The organism is Streptomyces sp. bgisy130, from assembly GCF_057708345.1.
This window is the reverse complement of the sequence record NZ_JBYISA010000007.1, coordinates 189,928-205,973: the sequence shown is the minus strand read 5'-3', so window position 1 is coordinate 205,973 and position 16,046 is coordinate 189,928. Positions and strand designations below refer to the sequence as shown.

At 70.8% G+C, this 16,046-nt stretch carries 14 protein-coding genes; 8 read left to right on the top strand and 6 right to left on the bottom strand.

Annotation, left to right across the window (positions count from 1 at the left end):
• Positions 1–54: 54 nt before the first annotated feature.
• Together AC3EUV_RS12655 and AC3EUV_RS12650 are read right to left on the bottom strand one after the other, a co-directional pair.
• Complete coding sequence (locus tag AC3EUV_RS12655; RefSeq protein ID WP_432146854.1) at positions 55–798, bottom strand: 3-keto-5-aminohexanoate cleavage protein; 744 nt, start codon at positions 796–798, stop codon at positions 55–57.
• Between the two features lie 80 nt (positions 799–878).
• The gene (locus AC3EUV_RS12650) at positions 879–1,493 is read right to left on the bottom strand and encodes a hypothetical protein (RefSeq protein WP_432146855.1); all 615 of its coding nucleotides are present in this window, start codon (positions 1,491–1,493) and stop codon (positions 879–881) included.
• Positions 1,494–1,732: 239 nt separating this feature from the next.
• On the opposite strand from AC3EUV_RS12650, the gene AC3EUV_RS12645 reads away from it, so the two are divergent.
• Positions 1,733–4,552: a penicillin acylase family protein gene (locus AC3EUV_RS12645; RefSeq protein WP_432146856.1), complete on the top strand. Its 2,820-nt coding sequence runs from the start codon at positions 1,733–1,735 to the stop codon at positions 4,550–4,552.
• A 176-nt stretch (positions 4,553–4,728) separates the two neighbouring features.
• Positions 4,729–5,751, top strand: coding sequence for a LysR family transcriptional regulator (locus AC3EUV_RS12640; protein ID WP_432146857.1), 1,023 nt, complete (start codon positions 4,729–4,731; stop codon positions 5,749–5,751).
• 7 nt (positions 5,752–5,758) lie between these two features.
• Here AC3EUV_RS12640 and AC3EUV_RS12635 read toward each other — a convergent pair whose 3' ends face one another.
• Together AC3EUV_RS12635 and AC3EUV_RS12630 are read right to left on the bottom strand one after the other, a co-directional pair.
• The gene (locus AC3EUV_RS12635; protein ID WP_432146858.1) at positions 5,759–7,093 is read right to left on the bottom strand and encodes an MFS transporter; all 1,335 of its coding nucleotides are present in this window, start codon (positions 7,091–7,093) and stop codon (positions 5,759–5,761) included.
• A 103-nt stretch (positions 7,094–7,196) separates the two neighbouring features.
• Positions 7,197–8,474 carry an exo-beta-N-acetylmuramidase NamZ family protein gene (locus AC3EUV_RS12630; protein WP_435602920.1) on the bottom strand — a complete coding sequence of 426 codons (1,278 nt, stop codon included), beginning with the start codon at positions 8,472–8,474 and terminating at the stop codon, positions 7,197–7,199.
• Between the two features lie 183 nt (positions 8,475–8,657).
• Between AC3EUV_RS12630 and AC3EUV_RS12625 the strand changes: the two genes are divergently transcribed.
• The 4 genes from AC3EUV_RS12625 to AC3EUV_RS12610 all read left to right on the top strand — a co-directional run bounded on the left by AC3EUV_RS12625 (position 8,658) and on the right by AC3EUV_RS12610 (position 12,730).
• Entirely contained in the window at positions 8,658–9,428 is a 771-nt protein-coding gene (locus tag AC3EUV_RS12625) for an SDR family oxidoreductase (RefSeq protein ID WP_435602919.1), read from the top strand.
• Between the two features lie 159 nt (positions 9,429–9,587).
• A complete protein-coding gene (locus AC3EUV_RS12620; RefSeq protein ID WP_435602918.1) occupies positions 9,588–11,249 on the top strand; it encodes an AMP-binding protein in 1,662 nt (553 codons plus the stop codon).
• Positions 11,250–11,275: 26 nt separating this feature from the next.
• Positions 11,276–11,881 carry a TetR/AcrR family transcriptional regulator gene (locus AC3EUV_RS12615; RefSeq protein WP_387244522.1) on the top strand — a complete coding sequence of 202 codons (606 nt, stop codon included), beginning with the start codon at positions 11,276–11,278 and terminating at the stop codon, positions 11,879–11,881.
• 228 nt (positions 11,882–12,109) lie between these two features.
• Positions 12,110–12,730, top strand: a complete 621-nt coding sequence (locus AC3EUV_RS12610; protein ID WP_432144876.1) for a class I SAM-dependent methyltransferase — start codon at positions 12,110–12,112, stop codon at positions 12,728–12,730.
• Positions 12,731–12,889: 159 nt separating this feature from the next.
• Here AC3EUV_RS12610 and AC3EUV_RS12605 read toward each other — a convergent pair whose 3' ends face one another.
• Positions 12,890–13,129 (bottom strand): hypothetical protein, encoded by a 240-nt coding sequence (locus tag AC3EUV_RS12605; protein ID WP_488187895.1) that lies wholly within the window; start codon positions 13,127–13,129, stop codon positions 12,890–12,892.
• A 133-nt stretch (positions 13,130–13,262) separates the two neighbouring features.
• On the opposite strand from AC3EUV_RS12605, the gene AC3EUV_RS12600 reads away from it, so the two are divergent.
• Together AC3EUV_RS12600 and AC3EUV_RS12595 are read left to right on the top strand one after the other, a co-directional pair.
• Complete coding sequence (locus AC3EUV_RS12600) at positions 13,263–13,967, top strand: response regulator transcription factor (RefSeq protein WP_432144875.1); 705 nt, start codon at positions 13,263–13,265, stop codon at positions 13,965–13,967.
• Positions 13,964–15,355: a HAMP domain-containing sensor histidine kinase gene (locus AC3EUV_RS12595; protein WP_432144874.1), complete on the top strand. Its 1,392-nt coding sequence runs from the start codon at positions 13,964–13,966 to the stop codon at positions 15,353–15,355. Before AC3EUV_RS12600 ends, AC3EUV_RS12595 begins: the two co-directional genes overlap by 4 nt.
• Here AC3EUV_RS12595 and AC3EUV_RS12590 read toward each other — a convergent pair.
• A complete protein-coding gene (locus AC3EUV_RS12590; RefSeq protein ID WP_435602917.1) occupies positions 15,318–15,839 on the bottom strand; it encodes an SgcJ/EcaC family oxidoreductase in 522 nt (173 codons plus the stop codon). The two genes, AC3EUV_RS12595 and AC3EUV_RS12590, sit on opposite strands and share 38 nt — an antisense overlap.
• Positions 15,840–16,046: the final 207 nt, after the last annotated feature.

The following is a 16,046-nucleotide window of genomic DNA, read 5'->3' as shown; positions in this document are numbered from 1 at the left end:
ACAGTTGTTTCAGTTTCCGGGCCGGGGCGTAAAGGCCGCATAGGAACGGGCTGTTCATGCGCCGCCGGGAGGTCCGCTCATCGCGGCCGCTGCGGCGCGTATCAGCTCGGCGTTGTCGCGGGCCGGCCGGCCGTCGGGCAGATGGAGGGTGTCCTCCAGGCCGATCCGGGTGTCCAGACCCAGTGCGCCGGCCAGCCGCAGCACCGGCCAGGCTCCGCCGTCCATTCCGTGGAGCAGCACCGGGCGGCCGGGCGCGGCACCGGCCAGCTCGGCCAGCAGCTCGCGCGCGGTGGCCGGCCCGGAAGAGGCGTCGGTGCCGGCGTCGGTGCTGATCACTTCGGCCAGCACCCGCAGCACCCTGGGGGCGAGCGGGGAGCGGGCGAACAGCCCCGCGGCGGCGGTGCCCGCCCAGATGCCGGCCTCGATGCCGACGCCGCACTCCAGCAGGGCCGCGGCGAGCGCGTCGGCGCCCGGCTCGTGCCAGTTCACCGACGCGTGATCGGGCAGCACCGTCCAGGATCTGATCAGCGCCAGCCGACGCTCGGGATCCGGCTCGGCCCAGGCGCCGGTCGTCACCCCCACCGGGACGTCCACCACCGCCCGGATCGCCTCCAGGGCCGCGGCCACCACCCGCGGTGAGAGCGAATCCTGGCCGCACGGGGTCTTGGGGTGGACATGGACATCCTGGGCACCGGCCGCCACTGCCTGCTGTGCGGCAGCGGCCAGGGCGGCCGGTGACATCGGTAAGGCGCCGGAATCGGCCGCGGTCCGGGGGCCGTTGAGACATACCTGAAGCATGCCCTCATGATGGCAGCAGGGTCTGACAGCGCCCGGACCCGGCCTTTCCTCCTGTGCCTGGTGCGGCTTCCCCGGCTTGCTCAGGCCGCCGCGAACGCCCCCGCGCTGTGGACCCGGTCCGCGGCCACCAGCACCTCGGGCGTGAGCACGGACACCGGCGCAAGGACGCCGCACTGGCGGCAGGCCGGGCCGGTGGCGGGGGAGTCCGCGGACTCCGGGAGCCAGGCGAAGCGGGTGCTGCCGCACACCGGGCAGTCGCGACGGGGCCGGCCGGCCTCCATGGCCGCGATCATGCGGCGCAGCACCACCGAGAGACGGGCCGCGGGGTGCCGTTGCGGTGACTCGCACGGCACGATGTCGCAGCCGCCCCAGGTCCGCCGGTGCCACTCGTCGAGGGCGCCGGGCTGGCGGATGCCGTGGTGTTTCTCCTTGCGGCGCCGGGTGGCGCACTCCTCCTCGTACGCGAGCCAGAGAGTGCGGGCCTCCTCCAGCTCGGCGAGCGCGGCCATCAGCCGCTCCGGATCGGGATCGCGGTCCTGGGTCGCGATACCGGCCCGGGTGCACAGATGGTGCCAGGTCGCCCGGTGCCCGTAAGGGGCGAAGCGTTCAAGGCACTTGCGCAGGGCGGTGCGTCGCTGTGTCGCGACGAGTCGTGGATTGCGGACCTGCTCTGCGAGGGCTCTGAAACCGGCCATTTCTTCCCACCTCCGTGGGGAGGATCCGACTGAACGGGGATGAGACGTAGCCTGCCCCCACTTGGATCCATCGAACTTTTTTGCGGCTTTGTTGGTGATGTTCCGAGGTGTCGCCGCGGCGTCGTCCCGATCTTCGGCCGGAAGAGCAAAAGTTGACTGTTGTTCATCTTCCGGCCGGAGGTAACCGCCGGTAACGTCCCGCCCGCCCTCCCCAAAGGGACCCCCATCGAGGAGCTGCAATGCGACGACGTACCGGAAGGTTCAGGACTGCCGCCGCGGCAGCCCTGTTCGCCTTGGGCGCCACGCTCTTGGCACCGCCCCCCACCGCGGCCGCCGCGCCGCCGGACGCCCAGGACTACTGCCAGGGCCAGTGCGGCGACATCCTGCCGCCCGGCGCCACCGGCAACGCCACCCTGGTGGAGATCCTCGGCAACAAGCTGTTCGGCACCCACCCCGAGCACTCCACGGACCAACTCGCCCCGTACGGCGCGATGGCGAGCGGCTATCATTCGCTCACCGACGACACCCTCGGCAACTTCTTCAACGACGCCTCCTTCGGCGTCCCCGCGGACCAGGTCGGCAAGGTCAGCACGCCCCGCGATGATGTCACCATCACTCGCGACAAGAAGACCGGCGTCCCGCACATCAAGGGCACCACCCGCTACGGCACCGAATTCGGCGCCGGCTACGCCGCGGGCCAGGACCGGCTCTGGCTGATGGACCTCTTCCGCCACATCGGCCGCGGCGAACTGACCTCGTTCGCCGGCGGCGCGCTCGCCAACCAGGGGCTGGAGCAGCAGTTCTGGCCGCAGGCCCCGTACACCGAGGACGACCTCCAGGCCCAGGTCGAGCGCATCCGGGACACCAACGGTGAGCGCGGCAAGCTGGCCATGCAGGACGCCCAGGCCTATGTCGACGGGATCAACGCCTACCGCGAACAGTCCAAGAACGGCCGCTACTTCCCCGGCGAGTACGTGCTCACCGGTCATGTCGACGCCATTACCAACGCCGGTGAGATCCAGCCCTTCAAGCTCACCGACCTGATAGCCCTGGCCTCCGTCGTCGGCGGTCTCTTCGGCAACGGCGGTGGCGGCGAGGTCCCCTCGGCCCTGGCGCTGCTCTCCGCCCAGCAGAAGTACGGCGTCGAGAAGGGCACCGAGGTCTGGGAGTCCTTCCGGGAGCGCAACGACCCCGAGGCCGCCAAGACGCTGCACGACGGCAGCAGCTTCCCGTACGCCGTGAAGCCCGCCAAGGCCAAGGGCACCGCGCTGCCGGACCGCGGCTCGGTCACCCCCGAGCCGCTGGTCTTCGACCGCACCGGCGCGGCCACCACCAAGAGCGGGACGCCGCCCCGGGACCCGGTCAAGGCGCCCAAGAAGTACAAGAAGCTGGAGGGCCTCTTCAAGGACGGGGTGCTGCCCGACGGGAGCTTCGATCCCACCCAGCACCGAGGGATGTCCAACGCCCTGCTGGTGTCCGGCAAACACTCCGCGAGCGGCCACCCCGTCGCCGTGTTCGGCCCGCAGACCGGCTACTTCGCACCCCAGCTGCTGATGCTCCAGGAGATCCAGGGGCCCGGCATCAGCGCCCGCGGCGCCTCCTTCGCGGGCGTCGGGATGTACGTCCAGCTCGGCCGCGGCCAGGACTACTCCTGGAGCGCCACCTCCGCCGGCCAGGACATCACCGACACCTTCGCGGTCGAGCTGTGCAACGCGGACGGCTCGGCGCCCACCAAGGACTCCACCGCCTATCGCTACCGCGGCAAGTGCGTCCCCATGGAGAAGCTGGAGCGCACCAACTCCTGGAAGCCCACCATCGCCGACCCCACGGCGGCCGGCTCGTACCGGATGCAGGTCTTCCGGACCAAGTACGGGACCGTCACCCACCGCGCCACCGTCGACGGCAAGCCCGTCGCCTACACGGCACAGCGCTCCACCTACCGCCACGAGGCCGACTCGATCATCGGCTTCCAGATGTTCAACGACCCGTCGTACGTGCGGGACGCCAAGACGTTCCAGCAGGCCGCCGAGCACATCGGCTACGCCTTCAACTGGTTCTACGCCGACTCCCGCGACATCGCGTACTACAACAGCGGCCTCAACCCGGTCCGCAACCCCGAGGTCGATCCGGCCCTGCCCGTCAAGGCGGACGACGCCTACGAATGGAAGGGCTACGACCCCGCGACCAACACCACCGAGTACACCCCGCCCGCCCAGCACCCGCAGTCCGTCAACCAGGACTACTACATCTCCTGGAACAACAAGCAGGCCAAGGACTACGACTCGGCGGGCTACGGCAACGGCTCGGTGCACCGCGGCAATCTGCTGGACGACCGGGTGCGCGCGCTGACGAAGGACGGCGGGGTGACCCGGGCGTCGCTGACCCGTGCCATGGGGGAGGCCGCCGTCACCGATCTGCGCGGTGAGGACGTGCTGCCCGAACTCCTGCGGGTCCTGGGCAGCAAGCCCGTCACCGACCCGAAGCTGAAGACCGCGATCCAGCAGCTGGAGGCCTGGCGCAAGGACGGCGCCCAGCGCCGGGAGACCGCCGCGGGATCGCACACCTACACCCACCCCGACGCGGTACGCCTGATGGACGCCTGGTGGCCGCTGATGACGGAGGCCGTCTTCAAGCCGGGCCTCGGCGGTGACCTCTACGACGCGCTGCGCGCCAACCTCGGCATCGACGAATCACCGTCGGCCGGCCACGGCCCGACCGGGGCGCACGCCGGATCGGCCTTCCAGTACGGCTGGTGGAGCTACGCGGACAAGGATCTGCGGGCGGTGCTCGGTGACAAGGTGGCAGGGTCGCTCGGCGAGAAGTTCTGCGGCAGCGGTGAGCTGTCCGCCTGCCGCGACACCCTGCTGACCACGCTCCAGCAGGCGAGCGGGAAGACGGCCGAGCAGGTCTACCCCGGCGATGACAGCTGCAAGGCCGGCGACCAGTGGTGCGCGGACGCGATCATCCACCGCACGGTGGGCGGCCTGACCCACGCCACCATCAGCTGGCAGAACCGGCCCACCTATCAGCAGGTGGTGGAGTTCCCCGCACACCGGTAGACGGAAGGCGGCACCAGCGAGGCCCCGGGGCGGATGACCCCGGGGCCTTCGTGCGCGCCCGCCGGGTGCCTTCGCGGGCCCAACTCCCGTGCCAGGAACGCCGACTGCCCTCGGGGCGGACTTCCCTTGGGGTTATGCTTCAGGGTTCTGAACTTCAGGGGAGGGGAAAGCGAGGCATGGCCTTGTCAGGTCCGCAGCAGTACCCGACGGAGCTGCTGGATACCACGATGGACCAGCTGCGCACGCTGATCGTCGTCCACGAGGCGGGTACCGCGCTGGGTGCCGCCCGCCGGCTGGGCCGCGAACAGTCCAGCGTGCAGAAGCAACTGGACACCATGAACCGCACCTTCGCCGCGCTGTGCGGCGAGGAACTGGTCCTCAAGCAGGGGCGGGGCCAGGACGCCCTGTTCACCGCTACCGGGGAGGCGCTGGTCGGGCTGGCCCGCCGCACGCTGGGGGAGTGGACGGACGGGGTGCATGACGCCCGCCGCCGGCTCGGCCGGACGCTCTCCGTCGGCACCACCCGCTATACGCTCGGCTTTCTGCTGGACGCGGTGGAACGGGTCACCGAGGACTATGAGCGCGACGATGTCGATCTGAAGGTCACCCACGTCCGCACCGGCGACCTCTTCACCAAATTGCGTTCCAACGAGCTCGATCTGGTCTGCGGCAGCGTCGTGGTCACCGAGCGGGACGAAGCGGAACTGCTGGCTCCGTACGAGGTGATGGAGTGGCGGCGCAGCGGGCTGTCGCTGCTGACGAACCTCCCGCCGGAACGGCTCCCCGGCACCTCCTTCGGTGCCCAGGACCTGCCCCGGCTGCCGCTGGTCGTCTCGGCGGGCGGGCTGATCGGCCGCTTCCTGACCGCCTGGTACGGCCCCGACTACCGCCAGCGGCTCTCCATCGCGGCCGAGATCGAGGCCGCGCACTACGGCTTCGAGCTGCTGCGGTCCGGGGTGGTGAGCGGCGCGATGCTGGTCACCCGAGGCATCGGGGAGGCGGCCGCGGACGGCCGCCTCCCGGAGGCCGGCGGACTGCGCACCCTGGAACTCGTCGGCGAGGTGGGTCCCAAAACGGAGGTACTGGTCGGCGTGTTCACCCGCCGCGGCGAGCGGGACTCCTACGCCCCCGGCCATCCCCTCAACCTCCTGTGGGACGCACTCTCCCGGGAGAGCGGGCGGTGGTGGCTGAGCTCGTGAGCCGGCCTCAGACGAGGTCCCGCTCCCGGGTCTCCGGCAGTGCCAGCACGCACAGCAGCGAGACGGCCGCCATCGCGCTGACGTACCAGCCCACCGACGCCGAGCCGTACGCCGACTGGAGCCGGGTGGCGACCAGCGGAGCCACCGCACCGCCCAGGACGCCGCCGAGGTTGTAGGCCAGCGAGGCGCCCGAGTACCGCACCCGCGCGCTGAACAGCTCCGGCAGATAGGCGCCCATCGGGCCGTACACCACGCCCATGCAGAACAGCGCGCCCCCGATGCCGAGGGCGATCAGCACCGGCTGTCCGGTGTCCAGCAGCGGGAAGAGCACCAGCCCCCACACCGCCGAGAGGACGCTGCCGGCCAGGATCAGCCCGCGGCGGCCGGCGCCGTCGGAGCGGGTGGCGGCGAGCCAGGTGCCGGCCGCCAGGAAGAGGCAGGCGACGAGGGAGAGACCCAGCATGGTGTTGCGGGAGATGCCGAGGGTGCCGGTGGCGTAGGAGAGGCAGTAGGTCGTCGCCGTGTAGAAGAGGCCGTACGCCACGATCATCCCGCCCGCGCCCAGCAGCAGTTCGCGCGGATGCCGGCGCAGCACCTCGACGGCGGGGGCCTTGCTCGCTTCTTGGGCGTCCAGCACCTTCGTGAAGACCGGCGTCTCACTGATCTTCAGCCGGACGAACAGCCCGACGCCGACCAGCAGGAACGACAGCAGGAACGGCACCCGCCAGCCCCACGAGCGGAACGCCGCGTCGTCGAGCGCGGACGACAGCAGCCAGAACACCCCGGTCGCCGCGAAGAACCCGACGGACGGGCCGAGTTGCGGGAACGCCGCATACAGTCCCCGGCGGGTGCGCGGCGCATGCTCGACCGCGAGCAGTGCCGCCCCGCCCCACTCCCCGCCCAGCCCGATGCCCTGGAGGAAACGCAGCGCGATCAGCAGCAGCGGCGCCCAGATGCCCAAGGTGCCGTATCCCGGGAGCAGTCCGACGCACGCCGTGGACAGCCCCATCAGCAGCAGCGACGCGACCAGCACGGACTTACGGCCCACCCGGTCGCCGAAGTGGCCGAAAACCACCGAGCCGAGCGGCCGCGCGGCGAACGCCACCGCATAGGTGGAGAACGACGCCAGGGTGGCGTTGACCGGGTCGAGGGTCGGGAAGAACGCCTGGTTGAGGACGAGCGCGGCGGCCGTCCCGTAGATGTAGAAGTCGTAGAACTCGATGGCTGTCCCGATGAACGAGGCCACCGCCACCCGGCGCAGGCTCTCGCCGCCGGCGGCCGCCCCGTTCGTCTGCGCCGGAGCGTCGTCCGGTCGCTGTGCTGCTGTCGCGTCTTTGCTCACCAGCGCACTTTCCGGCCCGGTGGCGGAGCCGGTCAAGAGGCGAAGGGCCGGTCCCGGTTCAGGGGACCGGGACCGGCCACGCGACGGCACCGGCTCAACGCCCTTACGAGTACCGCAGATACCGCCGCCGCACCGTACGGAAGCGCTTCAGGTCCTGCTGCCAGGCGGCCACGATCTCGTCCGCTCCGGCGCCCGCGTCGATCATCGTCCGGACCACCGCGGAGCCGGTCAGCCGGTCGATGCCGTGGTCCGGCCGCCAGGTGAAGCCGGGCCAGACCCGCTTCGCGGTCACCAGGAGGCCGATACCGGTGCGCACCGGGTCGAAGGCCGCGCGGTCGTGGACGTGCAGCTGGACGCCGCCGATCGTCTTGCCCTGGAACTTGGAGAAGGTGGGGGCGAAGTAGCCCTCCCTGAAGTGCACGCCGGGCAGGGCCAGTTCGGTGGCGGCGGCGGCCCAGCGGCGGTCGATGCCGTCGGCGCCCAGCAGCTCGAAGGGGCGGGTGGTGCCGCGTCCCTCGGAGAGGTTGGTGCCCTCGAAGAGGCAGGTGCCGGAGTAGACCAGGGCGGTGTCGGGGGTGGGCATGTTGGGGCTCGACGGCACCCAGGGCAGCCCGGTGGCGTCGAAGAAGTCGGTGCGCCGCCAGCCCGTCATCCGCACGGTCTCCAGCTCCACCGGGCGCCCGGCGGCCTGCGGCACGAACTCGCCGTTGAACAGCAGCGCCAGCTCCGCCACGGTCATCCCGTGCGCCTGCGCGATCGGCTCCCGGCCGATGAACGAGGCATACGCCTTGTCGAGCACCGGGCCGGTGGCCGCGCGGCCGGTGACCGGGTTCGGGCGGTCGAGGACCAGGAAGCGTTTGCCGGCCAGGACGGCCGCCACCATGCAGTCGTACAGCGTCCAGATGTAGGTGTAGAAGCGGGCGCCGACGTCCTGGATGTCGAAGACGACGGTGTCCACGCCGGAGGCGGTGAAGATGTCGGCGAGGGCCCGGCCGCTCTTGTTGTAGGTGTCGTAGACCGGCAGGCCGGTGGCCGGATCGTCGTAACGGCCCTCGGAGCCGCCGGCCTGTGCGGTGCCCCGGAAGCCGTGCTCGGGGCCGAAGACGGCGGTCAGCCGCACCCGGTCGTCGGCGTGCATCACATCCACGATGTGCCGCAGATCCGGGGTGACGCCGGTGGGGTTGGTGACGATGCCGACCCGCTGGCCGTCCAGGAGGCGGTAGCCGTCGGCGGCCAGCCGGTCGAAGCCGGTGTGCACCCGCCGCCCGCCGCCGTGTGTCGGCTGCGCGGCACCGGCGGGTTCGGCCCCCGCGGCCAGGGCCGCCCCGGCCGCACCCGTCGCCGCCAGCCGCCCGAGCAACAGTCGTCTCGACAGAGCCATCCGCACACCTCCGTGATCAGAAATCCACCGGGTACCTGTCGTGCGCACGCTGAGGCTGGACCCTAGCCCGGCACGGGGCATCCCGGAACAGGGCGGGCCGAGGCGGAAAGGACTCTTCCGTCAGGACATACCGACTGGTTAGTCTGCCGTCAGCCGAACCGACCTGACCGAGGGAGATCCAGCGTGGCAGCCGTACGGGACAAGACCGTGGTCGTGACCGGGGCGGGCGGGGGGATCGGCGCCGCGCTGGCCCGCCGGTTCGCCGCCGAGGGCGCCCGGGTCGTGGTCAACGATCTGGACGAGGCCAAGGCGCAGCGGACCGCCGACGGGATCGGGGCGATCGCGGTCGCCGGGGACGCCTCCGCCGTCGTCCCGGCCGCCCGCGAGGCGCTGGGCGGCGGTATCGACATCTTCTGCGCCAACGCCGGGGTCGGCACCGGCGGCGGGCCCGACGCGCCCGAGGAGGACTGGGCGCTGGCCTGGGACGTCAATGTCATGGCGCATGTCCGGGCGGCCCGTGAGCTGGTGCCGGAGTGGCTGGCGCGCGGCAGCGGCCGCTTCATCTCCACGGTGTCCGCCGCCGGTCTGCTCACCATGGTCGCCGCCGCCCCGTACAGCGTCACCAAGCACGGTGCCTACGCCTTCGCCGAGTGGCTCTCGCTGACCTACCGGCACCGCGGTATCGACGTGCACGCCATCTGCCCCCAGGGCGTCCGCACCGACATGCTGGCCGCCACCGGGACCGCCGGGGACCTCGTGCTCACCCCGACCGCCGTGGAGCCCGAGGACGTCGCCGAGGCGCTCTTCGCGGCCATGGCGGAGGGCCGCTTCCTGGTCCTGCCGCACCCGGAGGTCGCGGACTACTACACCGCGCGCGCCGCCGAACCCGACCGCTGGCTCGGCGGGATGAACCACCTCCAGCAGAAGCTGGAGCAGGCCGAGGGCCGCTCCTAGGTCCTGTCGTCAAACTCCCGCCTGCCCTCCGGGCAGACGACGGGAGTTTGACTACAGGACCTAGCAGGTGGGGTGGCGGCCTCGGGCGGCCACCCCACCTCACCCAGCCGTTTCCCCGCAGGGATGATCGGGCGATCAGGAAGAAAGGGCCGCACCTCGATGACCTCCTACCAGGACAAGCCGTGGCTGGCACAGCTCACCGATGCCCAGCGCGCCCCCGTGCAGCCGCCTCCCTCGACGCTGCACGCCTTCCGGGCCGCGGTGGGCAGCGTCCCCGACCGTACGGCGCTGGCCTACTTCGACGGCCGGCTGTCCTACGCCGAGACCGATGCGCTCTCCGACGGCATCGCCGCCCACCTCGCCGAGCGCGGCTTCCGGCGCGGTGACCGGGCCGCGGTGATGCTCCAGAACACTCCGCACTTCGTGCTCGCGCTGCTCGGCGTGTGGAAGGCGGGCGGGGTGGTGGTGCCCGTCAACCCCATGTACAAGTCCGCCGAGATGCGGCACATCCTGGACGACGCCGAGGTCACCGCCGTCATCTGCGCCGACCGCACCTGGGACGGCTTTCTGCGGGCCACCGCCGCCGGGGCGCCGTCCGTACGGATCGTGCTCACCGCCCACGAACGGGATCTCCAGACCCGCGACGACCGGCGGGTGCTGCACGGTGAGCGGCTCGGGCCGCAGCAGGACGCCGACGATCTGCTGACCGTGGCGCGCACCGCCGGCCCGATACGGGTGGCGCCCGCCGACCCGGAGCTCACCGCCGGGGACCTCGCGCTGATCAGCTACACCTCGGGCACCAGCGGCACCCCCAAGGGCGCCACCAACACCCACGGCAACATCACCTACAACGCCGAACGCCAGCGCACCGGCCTGGGCCTGCCCGCGGGGGCCACCTACTTCGCCCTCGCCCCGCTCTTCCACATCACCGGCATGGTCTGCGAACTGGCGGCCTGTATCGCCAACCAGGGCACCCTGGCGCTCACCTACCGCTTCGAGGCGGGCGTCGTCCTGGACGCCTTCCTGGAGCACCGCCCCGCCTATACGGTCGGCCCCTCGACCGCCTATATGGCGCTGATGGCCCACCCCGAGGTCACCCGCGACCACTTCGCGTCCTTCCGGACCATGTCCTCCGGCGGCGCGCCGCTGCCGTCCGCCCTCGTCGAGAAGTTCCGTACCGGTTTCGGGCCGTACGTCCACAACGGCTACGGCCTGACCGAGTGCACCGCGCCCTGCGCCAGCGTCCCGCCGGGCCGGGTGGCGCCGGTCGACGCGGTCTCCGGCACGCTCGCCGTCGGTGTGCCCGGCCCCGACACCGTCGTCCGGATCATCGGCGAGGACGGCCGGGAGCTGCCGTTCGGCGAGCCCGGCGAGATCGCGGTGCGCGGCCCGCAGGTCGTCCCCGGCTACTGGCGCCGCCCCGACGCCACCGCCGAGGGCTTCCCGGACGGCGAGCTGCGGACCGGCGACATCGGCTTCATGGACCGCGAGGGCTGGCTCTATGTCGTCGACCGCAAGAAGGACATGATCAACGCCTCCGGTTTCAAGGTGTGGCCGCGCGAGGTCGAGGACGTGCTCTACAGCCATCCCGCGGTGCGCGAGGCGGCGGTGGTCGGGGTGCCCGACGCCTACCGCGGTGAGTCGGTGAAGGCGTATGTCAGCCTGCGCCCCGGCGCCTCCCCGGAACCCGCCGAGCTGGCCGCCTACTGCAAGGAACGGCTGGCCGCGTACAAATATCCCCGCGCGGTGGAGATCCTGGCCGAGCTTCCGAAGACCACGAGTGGCAAGATCCTCCGACGGGAGCTGCGCCACCGCGCATGACTAAGCACGAAGGACAGGTGAGGGCGATGGCCGGCACGAAGGACGGCAACGGCAACGGCGGTGCGAAGCCGGTGGCCCAGCGGCTGCTGGCCACCGCCACCAGGCTCTTCGCGGAGCAGGGCTACGACCGCACCTCCGTCCAGGAGATCGTCGATGCGGCGGGTGTGACCAAGGGCGCCCTCTACCACTACTTCGGCTCCAAGGACGATCTGCTGCACGAGGTCTACGGCCGGGTGCTGCGGCTCCAGCAGGAGCGGCTCGACCACTTCGCGGACGCCGACGCGCCGGTGGAGCAGCGGCTGCGGGACGCCGCGGCCGATGTCGTCGTCACCACCATCGAGAACCTCGACGACACCAAGATCTTCTTCCGCTCGATGCACCAGCTGAGCCCGGAGAAGGACAAGCAGGTACGCGCCGAGCGGCGGCGCTACCACGAGCGGTTCCGGGCCCTGATCGAGGAAGGGCAGCGCACCGGCGTGTTCGCCGCCGACATCCCCGCCGACCTCGTCGTGGACTACCACTTCGGCTCGGTGCACCACCTGGGCACCTGGTACCGCGAGAACGGGCCGCTCAGCCCGCAGCAGGTCGCCGACCACCTCGCCGATCTGCTGCTGCGGGCCCTGCGGCCGTGAGCCGCGGCGCCGGGGTGCGGTTCTGCTCACACAGGTGCACCTGATCGCGCAGCGGGCCTTGACCACATCTCCATGAATTTGTTGGATTGCGCGCAAGACCAGTGGGCATGCGCCCCGGGGCCATGAGACTCAGGGGGCGGTCACGGTCAAGGGCTGTCCTCATCCCGCACCCGTAACCTAAGGTATGGATAGTACTGCTATCTATCGAGTGGGTGCCCTTTGCCTGAAGTGACACTTTTTCTCCGGGAGTACGCACGGACGAGCCGGGAGGTCGGGGCGATCGCTCCCAGCGGCCCCCGGCTCGGCAGGGCCCTCACCCGCTATGTGATCCCCAGCCCCGGCAGTGCCCGCGCGGTCCTTGAGGTCGGGCCCGGCACCGGGGCGGTGACCCGCCATATCGCGGGCTCGCTCGGCCGGCTGGACACCCTCGACCTGGTCGAGGCCAACCCGCGCTTCGTCGACCTGCTGCAAGGTGCCTACGGCAGCGACCCGCGGCTCCAGTTCCGTACCGGCCTGGTGCAGGACCACGACCTGGGCAGCTACGACACCATCGTCTGCGGTCTGCCGTTCGCGAACTTCGACGCCCCGACGACCGCGGACATCTTCGACCGGCTGCTCGGCGCCCTGCGGCCCGGCGGCACGCTGTCCTTCTTCGGCTACGTGGGAGGGGCGCGCATGCGCCGCACCTTCACCGGGCGGGCGGGGCGCGAACACGTCCTCGACGGGCAGAACACCCTGCGCCGCATACTGGAGCGGCACACCTTCCGTACGGAACTGGTGCTGGGCAACCTGCCACCGGCCCGGGTGCACCACCTGGCACCGGTCAGCGCCCCCGTTCACCCGGCCTGACGCCGCGCCCCCACCCACCCGCAGACGTTCCCCCGGGCGGTGCCGGACAGGCATCACGGCATCGCCCGTAGGAGCCCGAGCGCCGCACCGTCCTCCGGGTGCGGCGCTCGGCGGCTCCGTCCCAAGGCGGCCGGCCGGTTCCGGCCGCCTCGTATTCAACTACGTGCCTGCCACGGGCTTTAAGAACACCCCGGTCAAGGAGTCGGTCTCAGCGGCTCCGTCCTCCAACGCCCACGCGGAGACAACGTGGACCGGCGACATCACTGGGATCGCGGAGTGGAGCTGCTCCCGGTCAGTGGTCGGTGCAGGGCTGGACAGGTCGCCCGGGTCACGGATCTCCTCGGGCCAATGCAGCGTGTGCAGCACCAGGATTCCGTTCCTCGGCCGCAGGACGGCCAGCCGCTCCCGTGACTGGCGTCCGGTGCGGTGCCGCCGCAGCTCACCCTGACCTGGCAGGCCAGGTTTTCGGCAGGTCGTACCTCATCGTGCACATCAAGCCACTGTCCAAAACGCGAAGGTTACGATTCGATTCGTGCACGTACTTTTGGTGGAAGACGACGAGCCGGTCGCCCAGTCGCTCCGACGAGGCCTGCAGCGGTACGGCTTCGAGGTGGAATGGGTCGGCACGGGCGGGGCGGCACTGGCCTACGAGGGACCGTACGACGTCGTACTCCTCGACCTCGGCCTGCCCGACACCGACGGCCTCGACGTCTGCAAGGCCCTCCGCGACCGCGGTGACGTACCGATCATCGTGATCAGTGCGCGGAGCGACGAGACGGACCGGGTGGTCGGCCTCGAGCTGGGCGCCGACGACTATGTCTCCAAGCCCTTCGGCGTGCGGGAAGTCATCGCGCGCATAAGGGCGGTGATGCGGCGGACGCGACCGCGCACCCCCGACGGCCCGGCGGCCGGCCCTGACCGTTATGGGCCGCGCCTGATCATCGACCGCAAGGCCGCGCGCGTACGACTGGACGGCGCGGAGGTCTCGCTCGCGCCCAAGGAGTACGACCTGCTCGCCTTCCTCACCGAGGAGCCGGGCGCGCTGATGTCACGCGAGCAGATCATGGAGGCAGTCTGGGACGCCAATTGGTTCGGGCCGACGAAGACGCTCGACGTTCATGTGGCCGCGATACGTCGAAAGCTGGTGGGGGCCATCACGGTTGAGGCGGTACGGGGGGTCGGCTTCCGGCTCATCGTCGACGAGCACGGCGGCAAGGGCGGCGGCAATTCCTCATGATCCGCCAGCTCGTCCGCAGCTACGTACTGCTCGTAGCGGTCGCCGTCGCCCTGTTCACCGTCCCGGTGGCCTTCACGCTCACCGCCCAGCTGCGGGACGACACCCGGCTGTCCGTCCACCGTGAGGCCACCACCATGGCGCTGTTGCTGGGCAACGGCAACGACGCCTCGTGCCAGGCACTGGAGGAGATGGCCAAGGCGTACGGCGACGAGACGCCCGGCGAGGTTCAGGTGGCCGCCCCCAGGAAGTGCGCGGCGGATCTGCCCCGGCCGGAACGGGACGCGGCACTGACCAAGGCTCTGGAGGACGGCGCCGCCACGACCGACTGGGGCTCTTCCTTCATCTGGGGGCCGCAGCTGGTGATCACCGTCCCCGCACATGAGCGCGCGGCGGGCGGCGACAACGACAAGGGCGCGGTCGTGGGCGTCGTGCGGATCGTGTACTCGACCAGCAACCTCACCCACCGGCTGTGGACGATCTGGGGCTTCCGGGCGGCGCTGGCCGCCATCGTCCTGGCGACGGCGGCCGGAATTGGTGTGATTGCCGCCCGCCGGCTGACCCGTCCCCTGCGCCAGCTCAACGACATGGCCAGCAAGTTCAGCGACGGCGACCTGACCGCCCGTTCCCCTGTGACCGGGCCTCAGGAGACACAAACCCTGGCGCGCACGCTCAACCAGGGCGCGGAACGTCTCGACACCCTGATCGGCGCGCAGCGCATCTTCGTGGCAGACGCGTCCCATCAGCTCAGGACCCCTCTGACAGCGCTGCGGCTCTCGCTGGACAACATCGCGGACGGTGTGGCTGACGAGTTCGTCAAGGAGGACGTGGAGCAGGCGACGGCCGAGGTGGTCCGGATGAGCCGCCTGGTCAACGGCCTGCTGGTGCTGGCGCGGGCGGAGGCGAAGGTGACGGCGGTGGAGCCGCTCTCGCTCCGGGACGTGATCGAGGAGCGTTTCTCGGTGTGGCGGCCGGCCGCCGACGAGCGCGGAGTCACCATCGCGCTCAAGGGGGATGCCGACGACCGGCTGCTGGTGTTGGTCAGCCCTGGCCACCTGGACCAGGTCCTGGACAACGTGTTTTCCAATGCGCTGGAGGTCTCACCGGACGGCGGGACGATCACCGTGCGGGTCGAGCGCCGGGGCAACGAGGTGGAGCTGTTGGTGTTGGACGAGGGCCCCGGCATGTCCGATGCCGAGAAGTCCCGCGCCTTCGACCGCTTCTGGCGCGGCCAGGGCCTCACCGGGCGCGTCGGCTCCGGCCTTGGTCTCGCCGTGATCAAACAGCTGGTGACGGACGACGGCGGAACCGTGAGCCTGCGGGACGCGCCCGGGGGCGGGCTGTGCTTGGCAATCAGCTTGCGGGCGGCAGCACAGAGGAGTGGTGGTTGACGATCAACCACTTGCCGTCCCGCTTCTCGTACTCGTAGGTGTAGCGGGCCTCGACGGTGCGGCACTTGCCGGTCTTCGCGTCGGTGAGGTGGAACTTGTAGATGCCTGCGTCGATCGCCGAGTTCTCGTCGAGGACGTTGATGATGCTACGGACCTTCTCGCCCTTCGGCTTGCCCTCCATGAAGTGCTCGAAGTAGTCGACGATCCCGGCACGGTCGGTGCGGATCTCCGGGGAAGCGGTGGGCAGGAGCACCGCGTCCTCCGCGTACCGCGCGGCGACCTTCTCCGGGTCGTTGGTCTGCAGGGCCTCGTTCCATCCGTCGAAGAGCGCGGCGATCTGCTCCTTGGCGGGCTTGGCGGGCTTGGCGTACGCCTTGGCATCGCCGCCGGAGGTGGCCGCGCTGACTCCCACGGTCCCCACGGCAGTGGTGACGAGGACGCCGGCGGTGACCAGGGCGGTGCGTATGCGGGGATTACGGGACATCGCAACTCCAGTGCGGTGGGGGTGGGTTACTCCGCTCGCTTCCTCTGCGGCGGGAGTGACTCCAGATTCGCGGAGCACTGGTTAGCGGTGAGCCAAGGGACGTACAGGGGGCGTATAGGACACACCCAATTCACGCTGGGCGACTCCTACGTCACGCCCCCAGAGCCGCACCTTGTCATCGGCGACGCCCACGGGGCGGGGCCGGCC